Origin of the sequence: Mycobacterium sp. 852002-40037_SCH5390672 (assembly GCF_001665875.1) — a bacterium.
In the GTDB taxonomy this organism is placed as follows: domain Bacteria; phylum Actinomycetota; class Actinomycetes; order Mycobacteriales; family Mycobacteriaceae; genus Mycobacterium.
Window position 1 is genome coordinate 37,887 of the sequence record NZ_LZTA01000128.1, and the last position, 19,326, is coordinate 57,212.

13 protein-coding genes are annotated in these 19,326 nt (G+C 67.3%); 5 read left to right on the forward strand and 8 right to left on the reverse strand.

Annotated elements, in window-relative coordinates; all coding sequences use genetic code 11:
- Positions 1-2 precede the first annotated feature (2 nt).
- Complete coding sequence (locus A5782_RS23010) at positions 3-3,416, reverse strand: TM0106 family RecB-like putative nuclease (protein ID WP_067104405.1); 3,414 nt, start codon at positions 3,414-3,416, stop codon at positions 3-5.
- 60 nt (positions 3,417-3,476) lie between these two features.
- Complete coding sequence (locus tag A5782_RS23015; RefSeq protein ID WP_067104407.1) at positions 3,477-4,082, reverse strand: LppP/LprE family lipoprotein; 606 nt, start codon at positions 4,080-4,082, stop codon at positions 3,477-3,479.
- Positions 4,083-4,180: 98 nt separating this feature from the next.
- On the opposite strand from A5782_RS23015, the gene A5782_RS23020 reads away from it, so the two are divergent.
- Positions 4,181-5,881 (forward strand): DEAD/DEAH box helicase, encoded by a 1,701-nt coding sequence (locus A5782_RS23020; protein ID WP_067104409.1) that lies wholly within the window; start codon positions 4,181-4,183, stop codon positions 5,879-5,881.
- On the forward strand, positions 5,878-7,017 hold the full coding sequence (locus A5782_RS23025; RefSeq protein ID WP_067104411.1) for an acyltransferase: 1,140 nt from the start codon (positions 5,878-5,880) through the stop codon (positions 7,015-7,017). The genes A5782_RS23020 and A5782_RS23025 overlap by 4 nt, the downstream gene beginning before the upstream one ends.
- 22 nt (positions 7,018-7,039) lie before the next feature.
- Here A5782_RS23025 and A5782_RS23030 read toward each other — a convergent pair whose 3' ends face one another.
- The 4 genes from A5782_RS23030 to A5782_RS23045 form a co-directional block, all read right to left on the reverse strand.
- Positions 7,040-7,621 (reverse strand): TetR/AcrR family transcriptional regulator, encoded by a 582-nt coding sequence (locus tag A5782_RS23030; protein ID WP_067104413.1) that lies wholly within the window; start codon positions 7,619-7,621, stop codon positions 7,040-7,042.
- Entirely contained in the window at positions 7,621-8,862 is a 1,242-nt protein-coding gene (locus A5782_RS23035) for a cytochrome P450 (protein ID WP_197694323.1), read from the reverse strand. Before A5782_RS23035 ends, A5782_RS23030 begins: the two co-directional genes overlap by 1 nt.
- 135 nt (positions 8,863-8,997) lie before the next feature.
- Entirely contained in the window at positions 8,998-10,365 is a 1,368-nt protein-coding gene (locus tag A5782_RS23040; protein ID WP_067104416.1) for an FAD-binding oxidoreductase, read from the reverse strand.
- Between the two features lie 20 nt (positions 10,366-10,385).
- Positions 10,386-11,627, reverse strand: coding sequence for an MFS transporter (locus A5782_RS23045; RefSeq protein WP_067104418.1), 1,242 nt, complete (start codon positions 11,625-11,627; stop codon positions 10,386-10,388).
- 60 nt (positions 11,628-11,687) lie between these two features.
- Between A5782_RS23045 and A5782_RS23050 the strand changes: the two genes are divergently transcribed.
- The 3 genes from A5782_RS23050 to A5782_RS23060 are packed head-to-tail and all read left to right on the forward strand — an operon-like array spanning position 11,688 to position 14,737.
- The gene (locus A5782_RS23050; protein ID WP_067104420.1) at positions 11,688-12,515 is read left to right on the forward strand and encodes a uracil-DNA glycosylase; all 828 of its coding nucleotides are present in this window, start codon (positions 11,688-11,690) and stop codon (positions 12,513-12,515) included.
- 6 nt (positions 12,516-12,521) lie between these two features.
- Complete coding sequence (locus tag A5782_RS23055; RefSeq protein WP_067104421.1) at positions 12,522-13,652, forward strand: FAD-binding protein; 1,131 nt, start codon at positions 12,522-12,524, stop codon at positions 13,650-13,652.
- A 53-nt stretch (positions 13,653-13,705) separates the two neighbouring features.
- Positions 13,706-14,737, forward strand: coding sequence for an LLM class flavin-dependent oxidoreductase (locus A5782_RS23060; RefSeq protein ID WP_067104422.1), 1,032 nt, complete (start codon positions 13,706-13,708; stop codon positions 14,735-14,737).
- Between the two features lie 12 nt (positions 14,738-14,749).
- On the opposite strand, the gene A5782_RS23065 is transcribed toward A5782_RS23060, so the two are convergent.
- On the reverse strand, positions 14,750-18,685 hold the full coding sequence (locus A5782_RS23065) for a bifunctional diguanylate cyclase/phosphodiesterase (RefSeq protein WP_082943063.1): 3,936 nt from the start codon (positions 18,683-18,685) through the stop codon (positions 14,750-14,752).
- Between the two features lie 205 nt (positions 18,686-18,890).
- Entirely contained in the window at positions 18,891-19,325 is a 435-nt protein-coding gene (locus A5782_RS23070) for an HIT family protein (protein ID WP_067104425.1), read from the reverse strand.
- Position 19,326 lies beyond the last annotated feature (1 nt).

The window sequence follows — 19,326 nt, forward strand, 5'->3', positions numbered from 1 at the left end:
CGTCAGCGCAGATCGGGCTGCGTGAGCGCCAGGAAGGCGCCCAGGTCGATCAGGCCCGCGGGTGTGCCGGGCAGATATTCCGTCAGTGCCGCCGAGCGCACGATCACCGCCGCATACTGGGCCCGACTCACCGCGACGTTGAGCCGATTCCTGTTGAGCAGGAAAGAGATTCCGCGGGGCACCACATCCATGGACGACACCGTCATCGAGATGAAGACGACCGGGGCCTGTCCGCCCTGAAATTTGTCGACCGTCCCGACCCGCACCCCACCGAGCCCCGCGGCGGTCAACCGGCGGCGCAGCAACGCCACCTGGGCGTTGTAGGGCGCCAGCACCAGCACGTCACCGGCGGTCAACGCCCGGGTGCCGTGTTCGTCGGTCCAGGAAGCGCCGAGCAGTCGGTTGATCTCGGCGACGATCGCGCCGGCCTCCTCGGGACTCTCGGTCGAGTTGCCCTGGTGCTCAACCGAAACCAGCTGCACGCCAGGCCGGCACCCGTCGAGGCGGCGGGCGGCGGTGCATTCGTGGGAATGCAATCTGTCCTCGTAGGAGAGCGCCGAAACCGCGGCGCAGACGGCCGGATGCATTCGATACGAGAGATCCAAGAAGTAGCCGCGTTCGTCGGGCAGGGTGCGCTGACCGTCGACCAGCCACTCCAGCGCCGAGGTGTCCACGCGCTCGGGATGAGTGCCCTGGCTGACTTGCGGCAACTGCTGAGGGTCCCCGAGTAGCAGCAGGTTGGCGGCGGCCGGGGCCACGGCGATGGTGTTGGCCAAACAGAATTGGCCCGCTTCGTCGATCACCAGCAGGTCCAGGCTTCCCGGCGGTATCCGATTGGCATTGGCGAAATCCCATGCCGTCCCGCCGATCACACATCCCGGCGTGTCGGCGAGGAACGCGGCGTACGCGCCGCCGTCGATCTCCCGCCAGCGCGGGCCCTGGTGGTCGTAGCGTTTCTTCGCGACCCGTTGCGGATCCAGGCCGGCATCGATCACACAGTCCAGGACGTTCTCCACGGTGGCGTGCGATTGCGCGACGACACCAACGCGCCAGCCGTGTTTGGTGACCAGGTGGTGGATCACGCGGGCGGCGGTGTGCGTCTTGCCGGTACCGGGCGGTCCGTGCACCGCCAGGTACGACGAATCCAGGGCGACTAACGCGGCGGTGATGTCGGCGACGGTGTCATCGCCATGCGGGAGGCCAGCACCACCCCGCGTGCGGGGCGCGCGGCGCAGCAGCACGTCGACGATGGCGCTGCCGGGCAGTTGCGGCAGTCCGGCGGCCACCGCCGCCGCGGTTTCCTCGATCGACTCGCGCAGGGCCGTCGTTTGAATGGGCGGGCCGGGGGTCAGGGCGAACGGCAGCTGGTGAAAGGTCTTGCCGTCGCCGCCGACTCGCTCAAGCACCACCACTTCGGTGGGGACCGCCGGATCGTCGGCTTCGACGACCGAGGCCCGCCCGGCCGCGCGCCGGTCCGGGTTGTCGGTCATGCCGGGCGGCGCCGGCGGGTCGTAGAGCGCAAAAACGTCGCTCTTCAAGTCACCGCGCGCCAGCTCGCCGCGTAGCTGCAGCCGCCGCTGCGGTTTGCGCGCGCGGGGAGGCGTGTTCCAGTCGACACTGACCGACACGCGCTCGACGACGAACACGTCGGTGTTATCCGCCCACTCGTCGACGGGGAAGTTCAGCCGGTCGAAATGCGCCCACCAGAAGGGCTTGTCCTCGCGCCGGTGGTAGCCACGCGCCGCGGCCAGCAGCGCCACCGCTGTCTGCTGCGCGGTACGGTCGTCGATGCCGGCAGCTCCGGTGAACGCCGATAACGTCACCGCCAGCCGGTCGCGGTCATCGACGGTGTTGCCGTCGGCCACGGGCTGGACGCCGATCGGTACGACGCCAGATTCGTAGGCGCGCAGCATCAGCCAGTTACGCAATTCCTGAGTCGACCGGCAATCGTAGTGGTTGTAGTCCTCGATCTCCTTGAGCACCGACGCGGCCTCGTCGCCGCGGCCGTCCGCCTGGAGTTCGCAGTACCGTGCGTAGGAGGTGATCGAACCGGTGGCCGTGGTCACGTCGCCCGCGCGCAGTTGGGCCCCCATGTAGAGCGGTTCCAGCGCCTTGAGACTGAACGACTCCGCACCCACGCGAATGCTCCTGCGCACCAAGGGGTAAAGGTCGACCAGCGTGCCGCTGCGCAGCAGTTCGTCGACGTCGTCCTCGCCCACTCCGTAGCGACCTGCGAGTCGCAGCAATGCGGTTTTCTCGTAGGGCGCGTAATGGTAGATGTGCATGTTGGGTCGGCGCTTGCGGCGTTTGGCCACCAGCGCCAAGAAGTCGATCAGCGCCTTGCGTTCGTCGGCTCGGTTGTGCGCCCACAGCGGGCGGAACTTGCCCGTCGGCCCGGCTTCTAACACGCCGAACAGATATTCCAGGCCCCACTCGCGACCATCGGTGGTCCACAGCGGGTCGCCTTCGAAGTCGAAGAACAGGTCTCCCGGGTCGGGCTCAGGTAACAGGGCAAGCGGCTGAGGATCGATGACCTCGACCTGGGGAACGCCGGTTTCACGTTGGCGGACTTGCAGTTTCGCCTGGATGGTCAATTTGTTCAGGACGCCCGCGGCCAGGCCGGGCACGGGCCCGCGATGATCGGCCAGCTCGGCAACCGTACTGATGCCGGCGCCAAACAGCTTGTCGCGCTGGCTTACTCGCATGCCCGCGACCAGCAGCACGTCGTCGGCCGCCCGCAGCTGCTCGAGGCACAACGGGCAGCGAAAGCAGGCGGCCACGCCTTCGTCGTCCCAGCGCACCGCGGTACCGCCCGCATGGTGCTCATCGAGGAGGCGCTGCAAGCGGGCCCGCTGGGAGCGGTACACCGGGATGAGGTCGCAAAGGCGATGCCGCACCGCGGTTCCATCGCCCAGCCGCAGTTCGGCCTCCGGCGTGACCGGGACGCCCGAGGCGGCCAACGCGTCGGCGTAGGCGGCCAGCTGCAACAGCGCGGTCACCTTGGCTGAGCGGGCCAGTTTCGTGTCAACGACGCGATACCGCTCGCCGTCGCGGACCAGAAAATCGGCGAAGCCGGCGAAGCGGCCGTCGAACATTGCGGCTTGATACACCACGGGCGCGCGGTCGGCGACGGCACGCCGGGTGGCGTCCGCGGCTGCCGCCAGGCCCGCGGGCGTGTAGGCGGGGCGGCCGATGATCGCGACGGACTGTCCGAAGCGGTCGCGCAGCGAGGCGAGCTCGCGTCGCTCGTGTTCGCTACCGAGGGCGGCCGTCCGCGTGAGCAGATCGTCCTCGACGGTGACCGCTGGCCCGCGGCCCAGCCTCGCGTCGAAATCGCGCAGCAGGGCGAATTCACAGCGGGCGGCGGCGGCAAGATCCGATGCGCTGTAAACGATGCTGTCGCCGGAGACCAACACTGGAGCCACAGTAGGCCAGCGCTCCGACAGGAGGGTTGTGCCGGGCGGGCGTGCCCTCGATTAGTGGGCGGGGGTGTTGCCGATGAGTTCGACCGCGTTGCCGTTCCAGTGGAACTTCACATCGGTGTTCAAGCCGTTGATCCCGCTGGGATAGGTCAGCGCGACCGTGTCACCCGTGGTTTGCGCTGCGTCGACGCCGTTGAATCCGTAGGTGTCGGGCACACCCTGCGGGATGAATTGCCCGAGGTGGAACAGCACCGCACGGGTGGTCGGACTGACCGCGTTGGTGTTGGCCTTGATGATGACCACCGACAGCTGCGCGCACTGGTTGTAGTTGCCGGCCAGCGGTTCGGGGTTCCAGGGTTGCTGGCTGCGCGGGTCGCGGGGCAGCTCGGACACCACCTTCGCGATGGTGGGCGAGGCGAGGTTGACCGCGCAGGGGTCGGTCGGCGGCGCATTGCCGGGTTGGGCGGCCGGCGACGGTGTGGCCGGAGCGGTGATCGATGCGGTCTCCGAAGTCGTCCTGGGCGGGGGTGTCTTCGCGACGGTGGAGTCTCCCGAACCGCAGCCGGTCAACGTGAAGGCGATGAGAGCGACAGCGGCCGAGCCGCTCAGTGGCTCGGTACGACCCGGTAGCGACCACACATCTCCGCACCGTACCGTCATCGGGTCCGGGGCTGTGGCAGGCATGGCCGGGTGTGCTGATGATCACGCGCAGCGCTCAGCTCGGCCGAGCTCGCGAGCACCACTAGACTCCTTGGACGATGACCCTCCCGGACAGCTCGACTGAAGCTGCCTCACCGACGTTTGCCGACCTGCAGATCAATCCCTTGGTCTTGCGGGCTATCGCCGACGTCGGCTACGAATCGCCCACCGGCATTCAGGCCGCGACCATCCCGGCGCTGATGGCGGGCTCCGATGTCGTCGGGCTGGCCCAGACCGGCACCGGCAAGACCGCCGCGTTCGCGATCCCGATTCTGTCCAAGATCGACGTCACCAGCACCGCAACCCAGGCGCTGGTGCTCGCACCCACCCGGGAACTGGCCCTGCAGGTGGCCGAGGCGTTCAGCCGGTACGGGGCCCATCTGCCCAAGATCAACGTGCTGCCGGTCTATGGCGGCTCGTCCTACAGCGTGCAGCTGGCCGGACTGCGACGCGGTGCCCACGTGGTGGTCGGCACTCCGGGCCGAGTGATCGACCACCTCGAGCGGGGGACGCTGGACCTGTCACGCGTCGACTACCTGGTGCTCGATGAGGCCGACGAGATGCTCACCATGGGGTTCGCCGAAGAAGTCGATCGCATACTGTCCGAGACCCCGGAATACAAGCAGGTGGCGTTGTTCTCCGCGACCATGCCGGCCGCCATCCGCAAGCTCACCACTAAGTATCTGCACGATCCGCTCGAGGTCAGCACCAAAGCGAAAACCGCTACCGCCGAGAACATTTCGCAGCGCTACATCCAGGTCGCCGGCCCGCGCAAGATGGATGCGCTGACGCGGGTCCTGGAGGTCGAGGCGTTCGAGGCGATGATCATTTTCGTCCGAACCAAACAGGCCACCGAGGAAGTCGCCGAAAAGCTCAGGGCCCGAGGTTTTTCCGCGGCAGCCATCAACGGAGACATCCCGCAGAGCCAGCGCGAGCGGACCGTCGCCGCCCTGAAGGACGGCAGCATCGACATCCTGGTCGCCACCGACGTGGCCGCACGCGGGCTGGACGTCGAACGGATATCGCACGTGCTCAACTACGACATCCCGCATGACACCGAGTCCTACGTGCACCGGATCGGACGCACTGGCAGGGCCGGACGTTCGGGAACCGCGCTGCTGTTCGTCTCGCCGCGAGAGCGCCACCTGCTCAAGGCGATCGAAAAGGCCACGCGGCAAACGCTCACCGAAGCCGAATTGCCCACCGTCGAGGACGTCAACGCGCAGCGGGTGGCCAAGTTCGCCGATTCCATCACCACCGCGCTCAATGCTCCCGGGATCGAGCTGTTCCGCAAGTTGGTCCAGGACTATGAACGCGAGCACGACACCCCGATGGTCGATATCGCCGCGGCGCTGGCACTGCAATCGCGCGACGGCGGAGAGTTCCTGATGTCGCCCGAACCGCCGCCGGAGCGGCGCGAGCGGCGTACCGAACGTCGTGACCGCCCCGAAAGGCCAAGGGATGCACGGCCCTTCGCCACCTATCGCATCGCGGTGGGCAAGCGGCACAAGATCGGCCCGGGCGCGATCGTCGGCGCCATTGCCAACGAGGGAGGGTTGCATCGCAGCGATTTCGGCCATATCGCGATCGGGCCGGATTTCTCCCTGGTGGAACTGCCGGCCAAGTTGCCCAATTCGACGTTGAAAAGGCTTGAGAACACCCGTATTTCGGGAGTGCTGATCAACCTGCAACCGGAGCGGTCATCCGCCAATCCGCGCAGCCGAGATGGTGGGAAGCCGCGCAGGAAACACGGCGGATGACGCTGTCCGAAGAACAAGACGCCCAGGGCGGGCTCGAGCAGACCTCTCGCGTCGACCGGGTCGCCTCGCTGACCGGGATCCGCGCGGTCGCCGCGCTCCTGGTCGTGGGCACCCACGCGGCCTACACCACCGGCAAATACACGCACGGCTATTGGGGACTGGTCGGTTCCCGGATGGAGATCGGCGTGCCGATCTTCTTCGTGCTCTCCGGCTACCTGTTGTTCCGCCCGTGGGTCAAGTCGGCCGCGAAAGGCGGCCCACCGCCGTCGCTGAGTCGCTATGCGTGGCACCGGGTTCGGCGCATCATGCCCGCCTACGTCATCACGGTGTTGTTCGCCTACGTCCTGTACCACTTCCGCGATGCCGGGCCGAACCCCGGACACAGCTGGTTGGGGCTGGCGCGCAATCTGACGCTGACCCAGATCTACTGCAACGGCTACCTGGGCAAGTATCTGCATCAGGGGCTGACCCAGATGTGGAGCCTGGCGGTGGAGGGGTCGTTCTATGTCGTGCTGCCGCTGCTGGCCTACCTGCTGCTGGTGCTGATCTGCCGGCGGCAGTGGCAGCCGAAACTGGTGCTGGGCGCCCTGGCGGGGATGCTGTTGATCAGCCCGGCCTGGCTGGTGCTGGTGCACACCGACCACTGGTTTCCCGACGGCGCCCGGCTGTGGCTGCCCACCTATCTAGCCTGGTTCCTCGCCGGAATGATTCTTACCGTGCTCCAGGAGATGGGGGTGCGCGGCTACGGGTTCGTGGCCGTACCGCTGGCCGTCATCAGCTACTTCATCGTGTCCACGCCCATTGCCGGCGCTCCCACGACCTCCCCGGCGACGCTGAGCGAGGCGTTGTTCAAGACATGTTTCTATGCTGTGATCGCCGCACTCGCGGTGGCACCGCTGGCGCTGGGTGACCACGGCTGGTATTCGCGATTACTGGCCAGCCGCCCGATGTTGTGGCTGGGAGAGATCTCCTACGAGATCTTTTTGATCCACCTGATCACCATGGAATTCGCGATGGACTACGTGGTCGGCGCGCACGTCTACACCGGCTCAATGCTGTATCTGTACATCGCGACGGTGGTGGTGACGATCCCGCTGGCGTGGCTGCTGCACCGATTCACCCGCGTCCGCGACTGAGCCACCGCGCGCGCGATCACAACTAGCCGCGGGCGGACACCGGCGTCACGATCGGCACCAGGAATTCCTCGATCATCGCCCGCTCTTCGTCTTCGTCGCGGCCCGGGTACGTCAGCAGCGAGACGATCACCCGCACCGTCCAACGGGCCCGGCGTTCGACGACGGCGGGATCGTCGGGTCCCAGCGAATGCAGGAATGCCACTGCCAGGGCCACGATCACGTCGGATTGCCCGGCCAATTCGCCACCTACGGGCGGGCGGGTGGTGGCAAACCAGGACGCCAGCGCGGGGCTCTGGCGAACCATCCCCAGCGTGACGAGGATGCTCGCGATCAGCCGTTGCCGCGGGTCCTCGATGTCGCCGGTGCGCGCGATGATCTCGCGGCCCAGCCGATGGGTTTCGCGGTGGACGTAAGCGATTCGCAGCGCCTCGCGATTCTCGAAGTACCGGTACAGCGTCGCGCGGGAACAACCTGCAGCCCTGGCGATTTCGTGCATGCCGATCGAGTCCGAGTCGCGCTGTGTATAGAGCTGCTCGGCCGCGTCGAGTATCCGGTCGGCGGCCGCTTCGGTCCGATGCGTACCCAGCCAGTCGTTGCCGGGCATCAGGACTTCACTCGAATCGGCACCGACAGCGGACGCCGGACGTAACTGCCGCCGGCCCAGACGACGCCGGATTCGTCCACGTCGAAGTCCGGACAGCGGGCCAGCAGTTCGGTCAGTGCGACGCGCGATTGCATCCGGGCGGCGGCGGCACCCAGGCAGTGGTGTGCGCCGTGGCTGAACGTCAGGATGTTGCGGGGGCATCGGGTCAGATCGAGTTCGCCTGCGTCCGAACCGTATTGGCGTTCGTCGCGGTTGGCGGAGCCGTATAGCAACAGCACCCTGCGCCCGGCGGGGATGGTCGTCTCGCCGACGGTCACGTCGTGGGTGACGGTGCGGGCCAGTCCCTGCACCGGTGAGGTCATCCGCAGCAGCTCCTCGACCGCGTCGGTGATCAGGTCGGGGTTGTCCACCAGCAACTGACGTTGGTCGGGCCGTTCGTGCAACAGCGGCATCGAGCCGCCGAGCATGCCGGTGACGGTGTCGTTGCCGCCGGTGACCATGGTGAACGTGAACGCCAGGATCGACAGCGTGCCGGCGACGTCCCCGTCGGCGCCGACCCCGGCGGCCACGAGGTGCGAGATGGTGTCGTCCTCGGGTTCGATCCGGCGCCGTTCGATCAGCCCGGTGAAGTAGGCCATCATCGACCCGACCGCATCGCCCACGGTTTCCAGGGCGCCCGCGACGCCGCCTTCGGCGGTGTTGGCCGCGACGATCGCCTGGGTCCAGCCGTCGAATTGCGCCCAGTCTTCCTCGGGCACACCGAGATAGTGGGCGACCACCATCGACGGCAGCGGTTTGAACAACTCCGTGACGATGTCGCCGCCGCCGGCCGAGCGCAACCCCTCGATGCGCTCGACGACGAACTCCCGGACCTTGGGCTCCACGGCCTCGACCTGTCGCGGCGTGAACCCGCGTGACACCATTTTGCGGAACTCGGTGTGTACGGGTGGATCCTGCATCACAAACGGTGGATTATCCTGCAGTCCAATTAATTCCAGGTCGTCATAGTTGACGGTCAGACCCTGGGCGGAGGAGAAGGTCTCGTGGTCGCGGGCCGCGGCCCACACGTCGGCGTGCCGGGAGAGCACGTAGTAGTCATGCTCGGGATGGTTGGGCGGCACGACGTGGTGCACGGGGTCGTGGTCGCGCAACGCGTGGTACATCGACCACGGATTCGGCCACGTGTCGGCGGTGGCCAGCTGAAATGTGACCGGTGCGCTGTGAGACATAACGACAGCCATGTCTCATTCGTACGACAACAGCGGCGATATGTCAACCGTCTCGAGTGTGCGTTAATGGCGTTGGGTGTGCGCTCAGGGCAAAAAAAAGCGCCGAAATCCCGCCTTCAGCGCACACTCGACGTCAAGCGCGAAAAACTAAATGCCCGCGCCGGGGTTGAGGATGCCCTGCGGATCCAGGGCCTGTTTGATGCGCCGGTTGAGGTCCATCACGTCGGGTCCCAGGTAGCCGGCCAGCCAGGGCCGCTTCAACCGGCCGATGCCGTGCTCGCCGGTGATCGTGCCGCCGAGCCCGACGGCCAGATCCATGATCTCGCCGAACGCCAGGTGGGCGCGCTCGGTCATGTCGGCATCGGCGGGGTCGTAGACGATCAGCGGGTGGGTGTTGCCGTCGCCGGCGTGGGCGATCACCGAGATCATCAGGTCGCGTTCCGCGGCGATGCGTGCGATCCCGGTGACCAGCCGGCCCAGCGCCGGAAGCGGCACCCCGACATCCTCGAGCAGTAACGATCCCTTGGCTTCGACGGCCGGGATGCAGAACCGCCGAGCGACGACGAACGCCTCGCCCTCGTCGGGATCATCGGTCGAAAACACTTCCGTCGCAGCGTTTTCCGCGAACACCCTGGCCATGATGTCGGCGTCCTCGCTGCCGGCGCGGCCGCGCTCGTCGGAACCGGCCACCAGCATGGCCGCCGCCCCGCGGTCCAGATCCATCCGCAGGGTGTCCTCGACGGCGTTGATCGCCACCGAATCCATGAACTCCAGCATCGAGGGGCGAAGCCGCGCGGTGACGCCGAGCACCGCCTCGACCGCGTCCTCGACGGTGGCGAAGCTGGCTACCACGATGCTGGAGGCGTTCTGCTTGGGAACCAGCCGCAGCGTCACTTCCGTGACGACGCCCAGCGTGCCCTCGCTGCCGACGAACAGTTTCGTCAGCGAAAGCCCCGCGACGTCCTTGAGTCGTGGCCCGCCCAGCCGCACCGGGGTGCCGTCGGCCAGCACCACCTGCATGCCCAGCACGTAATCGGTGGTGACGCCGTACTTCACGCAGCACAGCCCGCCGGCGTTGGTGGCGATATTGCCGCCGATGCTGCAGATTTCGAACGACGACGGATCCGGCGGATACCACAGGCCGTGTTCGGCGGCGGCCATCTTGACCTCGGCGTTGAACAGCCCGGGCTGACATACCGCGGTCCGGGTCACCGGGTCGACGGCGATGTCGCGCATCTTCTCGGTGGACAGCACGATGCCGTTGTCCAGCGCGGTCGCCCCGCCGGACAGACCGCTGCCGGCGCCGCGGGTCACGACGGGCACCCGGTGTGCGGCAGCCCAGCGCAGCACGGTCTGCACCTCTTCGGTGCGCCGCGGGCGGACCACGGCCAGCGGCTTGCCGGCGCACGGGTCGAAGGCGCGGTCCTGGCGGTAGCCCTCGGTGACGGTTGGGTCGGTGACGACCATCCCGTCGGGCAGGTCGGCGATCAGGCTGGCCAGGGCGTCAGAGCTCACGGCCCGATACTAAGCCCGCTTTACGGACCCGGGTCCTCGGCGAACTCCGGAGCGTGGTCCAGTTCGCGCAGCGACGGCAGCCGGCTGGCGATGAGGCCGATCAGCAGGATCGGCACCGCCAACACCAGGAAGGTCACCTTCAGCCCGGCCACGTCTGTCAGCGGACCGGCTACCAGCAAGCCCAACGGGCCCGCCGCGTAGGTCAACCCGGTCATCACCCCGACGACGCGGCCGCGCAGCCGATGCGGGGCCCGAGTCTGCATCATGTAGTTGTAGATCGGCTGGATCGGTCCGTAGACCACGCCGGTCACCGCGCACAGCACCAGGATCACCGGCAAGGGCGGCAGGAACGCAACCCCGACCGTCGCCGCGCCGAAGGTGAGCGTCGCCGCCAGCACGGCCGTGCGCCGTCGCAGGTGGTTGGACAGGGCGGCATAGCCGATCGCTCCCGCCACGCCGCCGAACCCGATTGCCATCAACGCCCACCCCAGCTGCGCGGGTTGGTGTTGGTCGGAGAAGTACTTGGGAAACAGCACGCTTTCCATCGGCAGGTACAGCGCGGTGACGGCCAGATCGATCAAGCCGAGCGTCCGAAGCACCCGCAGGTTCCAGACGAACCGCAATCCTTCGGCGATGCCGGACAACCACGCGTCCGGCCGGGTCTCGCGCTCGGGCTTGCCGGTACCCGCGAGCCGCAGCGGCCCGATCGTCAGGATGGACAATCCGAACAGCCCCGCCGTCACCCACATCGTGTTGATGCCGCCGACCGTGGCGATCATCAGGCCGCCGATGCCCGGGCCCACGATGAACCCCAGGTTGAGAATCGCCTCGTAGATGCTGTTGGTGCGGGCCAGCGACCAGCCGGCGCGGGCCGCCGCCTCGGGGAGCATCGACGCCCGCGCGGTCGTCCCGGCCGGGTCGAACGCGGCCGCGAAGAAGGCCAGGACGGCCAGCACCACCAGGTTGAGCGCGTCCGCGCCGAGCCACCAGGCGATCAGCGGCACGGCGGTCACCGCCGCCCCGGAAAGCGAATCGGAGACCAGCGATACCCGGCGGCGCCCGAAGAAGTCGACCGCGGCGCCGGCGACAAGTGTGGACAACACCAGCGGCAGCGTCATGGCCAGGGCCACGGCCGACGCGTCGCGCGCGCTGTTGTGGTGCTGCAACGCCAGCCACGGGAACGCGACGATCGAGATGCCGCTACCCGCTGTCGCCATCAACGTGGCGAACAGGATCAGAAACGCTGGGCCGCCGCTTTTCATGGAATATCGCCGCTGAATTTATGTCAAAGCGGTATTTGCGGCGACCGAATTTTTCGACTCATGCAGGATGTTCATGTGCTTGCCCACCCCCGTACCGGCCAGGCGTTCGGCTCTCCGGTTGGTGCCGGCACCGGATGGCCGGGTGATCCGGCCACACCGCAAACCCCCGTGGCGGCCGACGCCGCCGCGGTCGCAGAGCTTGCCGAACACGCCGGCTCGATTCCCGAAATCGACGCTTTGGTGAGCGTCTGCCGGGCCTGCCCGCGGTTGGTCACCTGGCGCGAGGACGTGGCGAAAGTCAAACGTCGAGCCTTTGCCGACCAACCGTATTGGGGGCGGCCCGTGCCCAGTTGGGGCTCGGCGCGCCCCCGGCTGTTGATCGTCGGATTGGCGCCCGCCGCACACGGCGCCAACCGCACGGGGCGGATGTTCACCGGCGACCGCTCGGGCGACCAGTTGTACGCGGCGCTGTACCGGGCCGGGCTGGTGAACCAACCGACCAGCGTCGATGCCGCGGATGGATTGCAGACCAAGAAGATTCGCATCGTCGCGCCGGTGCGGTGTGCGCCTCCGGCCAACGCCCCGACGCCGGAGGAGCGCGACACCTGCTGGCCCTGGCTGCAGGCCGAATGGCGGTTGGTATCCGAGGATGTTCGTGTTGTCGTGGCCCTGGGCGGGTTCGGCTGGCAGATCGCGCTGCGGCTGCCCGGCACCGCCACCGGTCGTAAACCCCGGTTCGGTCACGGCGTCGTTGCTGACCTGGCGCCCGGTGTGCGACTGCTCGGCTGCTACCACCCGAGCCAGCAAAACATGTTCACCGGTAGGTTGACACCAGCAATGCTCGACGACGTCTTCCGCGACGCTAAAGAACTGGCAGGAATCAAGTGACTTCTCATGTCTAGGGTTCTGATATCCGGCGCCAGCGTGGCGGGAGCCGCGGCGGCGTTTTGGCTTGGGCGGCATGGCTTTACGGTGACGGTGGTCGAGCGCCACCGGGGACCGCGGCCGGGTGGTCAGGCGATCGACGTGCGGGGACCGGCGCTGACGGTGCTCGAGCGCATGGGGCTGTTGGGCGCCGCCCAGAAGCGCAAGACGCAAATCCAGGGTTCCTCCGTCGTCGACCGTGACGGCAACGAATTGTCCCGCGACACCGAATCGACTCCCACCGGCGGGCCCATCGACAGTCGCGACATCGAGCTGTTGCGCGACGACTTGGTCGAATTGCTTTACGGCGCAAGCCAATGGACGGCCGAATACCTCTTCGACGACACCATCACCGCCGTGCAGGACGAGGGCGCGGCCGTCCGCGTCACTTTCGAGCGCGCCGCGCCGCGTAGTTTCGACCTCGTCATCGGCGCCGACGGATTGCACTCCAATGTGCGGCGTTTGGTTTTCGGGCCGGAAGACAATTTCATCGAGAGGCTGGGCACACACGCGGCAATCTTCACCGTGCCCAACTTCCTGGGCCTGGACTACTGGCAGACGTGGCACTACGGCGACTCGACCATGGCGGGGGTTTACAGCGCGCGCAACAACGCCGAGGCGCGGGCCATGCTGGGCTTCATGGAAACCGATCTGCGGATCGACTACCGCGACACCGAAGCCCAATTCGCCGAGCTGGAACGGCGGATGGTCGGCGACGGCTGGGTCCGCCCGCAGCTGCTCGAATACATGCGCACCGCCCCGGACTTCTACTTCGACGAGATGTCGCAGATCAAAATGGATCGCTGGTCGCGTGGCAGGGTGGCGCTGGTCGGAGACGCCGGGTACTGCTGCTCGCCCCTGTCGGGCCAGGGAACCAGCGTTGCGCTGCTGGGCGCCTACATCCTGGCCGGCGAGCTCAAGGCGGCCTCCCAAGGCGAGACGGTCGACCATGAGGCCGGCTTCGGCAACTACCACCGCGAGTTCAGTGACTACGTCAAGCGCAACCAATGGCTGGTCGTGGACAACATCCCGGGCGGTGCCCCGATACCGCAAGAGGTGTTCGACCGTATCGTCGCCTCAATCACCCTCAAGGACTACTGAGCCGGGTCACGCCGAGCGGGAACGTTTGCGGGCCGGCGCGCGTTGACGCCATCGTGCGTCTTTCCGTCCTTGATCTCATCCCGGTGCGCACCGACCAGACGACCGGTGGCGCGCTGGCGGCCACCGTGCAACTGGCCCAGGCCGCGGATCGGCTGGGCTTTACCCGCTACTGGGTCGCCGAGCACCACAACATGCCGTCGGTGGGCGCCACCAGCCCACCGGTGGTGATCGCCTACCTGGCCGCACAGACCTCGCAGCTGCGGCTCGGCTCGGGTGGCGTGATGCTTCCCAATCACGCGCCGCTGGCGGTGGCCGAGCAGTTCGCGCTGCTGGAAGCCGCCGCCCCGGGCCGGATCGACCTCGGCATCGGCCGGGCGCCCGGCTCGGATCCGGTGACGTCGTATGCGCTGCGCGGCGGTCGCGACGACCGCGACATCGAGAACTTCCCCGAATATCTGGACGACGTGGCGGCGCTGATGAGCGCTCGGGGCGTGCGGGTTCCATTGCACTCGGGTGATTACACCCTCAAGGCCACCCCGGCCGCGGCGGGCGAACCACGCCTATGGCTGCTGGGCTCCTCGATGTACTCGGCGCACCTGGCCGCCGCCAAGGGGATGCCGTATGTGTTCGCACATCACTTCTCCGGCAATGGAACCGAAGAGGCGCTCGAGGTCTACCGCTCGCGATTCAAGCCCAGTGAGCTGACCGCCGAACCGCTGACATTTTTGACGGTGAACGCCGCGGTGGCCGAAACGCGGGAAGAGGCAACGGCATTGATGTTGCCGAACCTGCAGATGATGGCCCGGCTGCGGACCGGGCAGCCGCTCGGGCCGGTGCCGCTGGTCGAGGAGGCTGCGGCTGCCGAGTTGACCGGACAACAACAGCGGATCGTGGAGAGCGGACTGCAGCGCGCCGTCCTGGGGGCGCCGGCAGAGGCCGCCGAGCAGATCCGGGCACTGGCCGACCGGTTCGGGGTCGACGAGGTCATGGTGAACCCAGTGGCCTCGGCCCGCCGCGGCACCGATCCCGAGACCGGACCGGCCCGGGTCACGACGCTGGAACTGCTGGCCAAAGAGCTGTTCTGAATCCTGCTGCGATCACGCTCGTTCGTTGGACTGGCTCGGGTGGGGGTTCGGCGCGTGGCTGGTGATCCAGTCCCGCAGGTCATCCGGCGGCAGCGGCGGGGTGTGCACGAAACCCTGGGTGATCGTGCAGCCATACCGCCGCAGGGCGTTCAGGGTGGCCTCGTTCTCGACCCCCTCGGCGACCAGATCGGCACCCAGGTTCGACGCCAGCGCCACCGTCGACCGCACGATGGCCACCGACCGCGCGTCATTGGCCAAGCGCGCCACGAAAATCCGGTCGAGTTTGAGCTCGTCGACCGAAACCTCTTGCAGCCGAGCCAGTGACGACCATCCGGTGCCGTAATCGTCGAGTGAGATGCGGATTCCCAGGTCCTGCAGGGCGGCGACGGTGTTGCGGGAGCGCACCGAGTCCACCAGCGCACTCTCGGTGATCTCGAGAATGAGTGCCTCGGCGGGCAAGTCGTAATTCGCGAGGAGCCGCTCGACGGTACCGACAAGTTCGATATCCAGCAGGTTGGTCGTCGACAGGTTCACCGCGACGGTGAGCGGCATGTCTTGCTCACGCCACGAGCGGACCTGTGCGAGAGCCATGCTCAGCGTGCGGTTGGAGATCTTGCGCATCAGCCCGGCGCGTTCGGCGACAGACAGAAACTCTTCCGGCAGCAGCGTTCCGCGCCGAGGGTGCTGCCAGCGCAGCACCGCCTCGACACTGTGGACGCTGCCGTCACGTCCGTCGATCTTGGGCTGGTAGTACAGTTTCAGCTCGTCGGTATCGAACAACGCGGTGCGCAATTCCTCGATCAGGCTGGGGTCGTTGTCGCGATAAACCTCGAACGAGGAGTCATACACTGCGATCTTGCTACGGGCGGATTTCGCGTACGCCATGGTGATTTCGGCGCGGCTCAACAGCTCTTGCGGAGAGTCGCAGTGGTCCGGGCAGAGCGCGATGGCGATGCGGGCATCCACTTGTACGGTGATAGGGTCCAAAGCGATCGGCTCGCTCAAGGCCTCGAGCAGCCGGCCGGCCGAAGCGCTGGCCGCGGTGAGGTTGGCCCCTTCCGAAAGCAGCACGGCGAATTGGTCATCGCCCACCCGTGCGAGCAGATCGTCACGACGGACGCAGCCGGCCAGACGGTTTGCGATATGGCACAGCAGCTCGTCACCGAACTGGCTGCCGATCGAGTCGGTGATCTCGTGGAAATCGCTCAGGCTCAACAACAACAGCGCCTGACGTGCGTGTGCCCTGGTCGGCATCGACGGAGTTTCCGGTGGCGGCGAAGCAGGCAACCCCGTCAGGGCCGTCGCCAGTGAGCGCCGGTTCGGCAGCGCGGTCAACTCGTCGGTCATGGCGAGTTTGTCGTTAGTGTCCAGCAGGCTTTCGTCCCGAAAAGTCAGCGCGAACCGCCCGGCCGCCACGACCAGGCCCAGCGCTGCCAGCGTCGCGGCGAGCCTCGAATGATGCGCCAGGACAATCACGCCCAGCGCCACGATGGCGGACGCGACCGGAGTGACGTAGGGCTCGAATCGGCTTCGGGGTGGTGGCGTGAGCGATGACGATCTGGCCCAGCTCGCCATCGCGATCAGTAACGACGACGCGGCCCAGCAGGCATCCAGCAGGGAACCGGCCCGATACAGGCCGGCGGACGTCTCGAACAGATACGCCGCGTCCGCGACCGCAAACAAGACCAATCCGGCCACCAGCAGCGCCCAGCGAATTTCGTTGCGCCAGCCGAGAATTGGCAACATGCCGGCGGCCAGGGCCAGCAGCATCAGATCGCTCCACGGATAGGCCAGCCCCACCCATACGGTCGCCGGGGCGTGTACCGCCGCCGCCCGGATCGGACCCGCCGTCAACGCCGCGGCCACCGCCGCCAAGGTCAAGGCGCAGATCAACGAATCGAGCTGAATGGGGATCGGCAGTCGTTTGAGCCGTGCCCGCATGAGCAGCAGCAGCCCGGCGTAGACGAAGGGGTAGTACGCGAGGTACTCCGGGTCGGCCGCCGACGGGGATCGGCCGTTGGGCACCCACAACGCGTAGACGACGTCACCCACGGCGGAGGACGCCATGCCGGCAGCAATCAAGGCCCAGCCGAACCGATCAGCTGGGACACGGTACGCGCGAACGGCAATCAATCCGGCCGCGACCACGGTCAGCGCCGTATACAGCGCCGCGGCCGAGAGGATGCCGTGCCCGGCATTTGGGTGTACGACGCTGGACACGGTGAAGGCGACCACGCCGATCGCCAGCAGCACGATGGCAGCGCGGATGTCCCGCGGAGGCCAGCGGACAGCGTCGGGCGCATCCTCGGGCGGGGCCGGTGTCGCGGTCGCAACCTCGGAGACGGGTCGAGACTCCGGCGCCATCTCGACGCCACTGCCAAGTGCACGGGACGCGACCGAGGATCGGTTCGAACCCGGCGCTGGCGGAAACGCATACGGCAGCGGCAGGTCGGGCATGAAGCTGCGAATACATTGGCCGCCTTCACGTTTGGCGGCATACATAGCCAAGTCCGCGTGCCGCAGTAACTGATCGACCGTGCAGTTCGCCGCGCCGGTGGCCACCGTGAATCCGATGCTCGGCCGCACCGTGATCGGAATGCCCTCGATCAGAATGGCTCCGGTGAAGGCGTCGAGAATGCGATGCGCGGCCGACTGCGATTCTTCGACGGAAGCTTCGATGACGGCAGCGAATTCGTCGCCCCCGAGCCGGGCGATGGTGCCCTGGTCCCCGAGCGCCGCGGTGAGCCGGCCGGCCACCCGGACAAGGAGTTCGTCGCCGGCCGGATGGCCCAGGGCGTCGTTGACCGACTTGAAATTGTCGAGGTCCAGACACAACACCGCGATCGGCGTGCCGTCGGGACGCCGTCGCGCGATGGCCTGGTCGAGTCGGTGCAGGAACAGAGCCCGGTTGGCCAGACCGGTCAGGCTGTCGCGGAAGGCCTCCCGCGCGACCTCCGACAACAGGTTCTGGTTCTCGACGAGGACGACGAATTGCCGGGCCAATACGGCGGCCACGAGTATGCCCAGCGCGGCCAGCATCGGTTCGTGCATCGCATTGCCCGCCGCATGTCCCCAACCCACCGTGGCCGCCAGGATCAGTGGTAGGTAGGGCAGCCACAGCCGGGTCCGGAACTCGACCTCATCCGGCGAGGCCTGGACGGGACGCTCGTGCACGCCGGCCAGCGCGGCCAGCGCCAGCATCGCCAGCCCGGCCACTCGCATGACGTCACCGACATCGCCGGTGTGATAGCTGCCGATGCCGGTATAGAAGACGAGCATCATGTCAGCAACGCTGATCGTCGCGACACCTGCGGCGACCAGGCTCCGGCTGGGCCGAGCGCCGGGAAGTGCCCGGGACAACATCAGGATCGCCGTCGTCAGCAGGACGATGTCGTTGAAGATCTCCGCCAGCGTCGCCAACCGGGTACCCGTACGCTCCTGCAGCTGCGCTTCGACGACGAACACCCAGGAGATGACGAACAACGAGGTGGCCACGATGAGACCGTCGAGCAGCAGCCGCCGGGGACTGTTGCGGGACAGCTGGGACAACAGCGTCAGCGACACCATGGCGCCGAACGGCCACAACAGCAGCACGATCTCAGCCGCCGCCGGGTGGGCGGCGTGGTCGATCTCCGGTCGCACGTCATAGACCGCCCAGATGACCTCACCCACCGCCCAGCCGAGCAGGGCCGTCACCAGCGCCAGCCAGCCGTAACGCTGCCGTCCGGACGTGCAGCGGGCCGCGCGACCGGCGCACCCCGCCGCGATCACCAGACACACCGCAGTGACGAACTCGTTGACCGGTCGGCTTCCGTAGGGGCCGTGCCATCCTCGGAACGAGGACAGCAACAGCAGCAATTCGGCAACGCCGTATGCTGCGGCCAGCGTCCAGCCCACGCGCGCGGGCACCCCCGACCGCCGCCACGGATTTACCGCCCAGCGCTTCATAACCGCTCCAGCCGATCCCTGCTGTGTGGTGAAGAAACGAGCGACTTCACCACGAGTTACTGGGCATTAAACCGCTGCTGATGTTCGCGAAGTGTGGCTTTAGCCAGGTTGGTCGCGGCCGCGGCCGTGATCAGACGAGTCCGGTCGGGCAGACGGATGGTCGACGGACCCGATTGCCGCGGCGTTGGACGACCCGCCGATGGGCTCAATCCGTCTGACTCGCATCGATGCGGGCCAGCGCGTTGCGCAGAATCTGGCCGGTGGCGTCCCGGTCGGGATCGCGCCGCAGCAGCATCCCCTTGGCCACCGACAACTTGTCGCCGTTGCGCCGGGGCAGAACGTGCAAATGGATATGGAACACGGACTGGAAAGCGGCGCGACCGTCGTTGACGGCGATGTTGGTGGCGTCGGCCAATTCGGTGGTGCGCGCGGCCCGGGCGATGCGTTGGCCCAGGGTGACCATCCCGGCCAGTGTCTCGGGCGCGGTGTCGGTGAGATCGACGCTGTGCCGCTTGGGCAGCACCAGCGTGTGGCCGCGAGTGAACGGGCGGATGTCGAGGATGGCCAGGTAGTCGTTGTCTTCGTAGATCCGGATGGCCGGAGCTTCGCCGGCGACGACCGCACAGAACACGCAGGACATG

What these genes read in the sequence shown, in the direction of transcription:
- A5782_RS23035 (WP_197694323.1), bottom strand. Translation starts at nt 8,862, where the DNA reads ATGGCTGTCGTTATGTCTCACAGCGCACCGGTCACATTTCAGCTGGCC.
- A5782_RS23050 (WP_067104420.1), top strand. Translation starts at nt 11,688, where the DNA reads ATGCAGGATGTTCATGTGCTTGCCCACCCCCGTACCGGCCAGGCGTTC.
- A5782_RS23045 (WP_067104418.1), bottom strand. Translation starts at nt 11,627, where the DNA reads ATGAAAAGCGGCGGCCCAGCGTTTCTGATCCTGTTCGCCACGTTGATG.
- A5782_RS23070 (WP_067104425.1), bottom strand. Translation starts at nt 19,325, where the DNA reads ATGTCCTGCGTGTTCTGTGCGGTCGTCGCCGGCGAAGCTCCGGCCATC.
- A5782_RS23030 (WP_067104413.1), bottom strand. Translation starts at nt 7,621, where the DNA reads ATGCCCGGCAACGACTGGCTGGGTACGCATCGGACCGAAGCGGCCGCC.
- A5782_RS23065 (WP_082943063.1), bottom strand. Translation starts at nt 18,685, where the DNA reads ATGAAGCGCTGGGCGGTAAATCCGTGGCGGCGGTCGGGGGTGCCCGCG.
- A5782_RS23020 (WP_067104409.1), top strand. Translation starts at nt 4,181, where the DNA reads ATGACCCTCCCGGACAGCTCGACTGAAGCTGCCTCACCGACGTTTGCC.
- A5782_RS23025 (WP_067104411.1), top strand. Translation starts at nt 5,878, where the DNA reads ATGACGCTGTCCGAAGAACAAGACGCCCAGGGCGGGCTCGAGCAGACC.
- A5782_RS23055 (WP_067104421.1), top strand. Translation starts at nt 12,522, where the DNA reads ATGTCTAGGGTTCTGATATCCGGCGCCAGCGTGGCGGGAGCCGCGGCG.
- A5782_RS23015 (WP_067104407.1), bottom strand. Translation starts at nt 4,082, where the DNA reads ATGACGGTACGGTGCGGAGATGTGTGGTCGCTACCGGGTCGTACCGAG.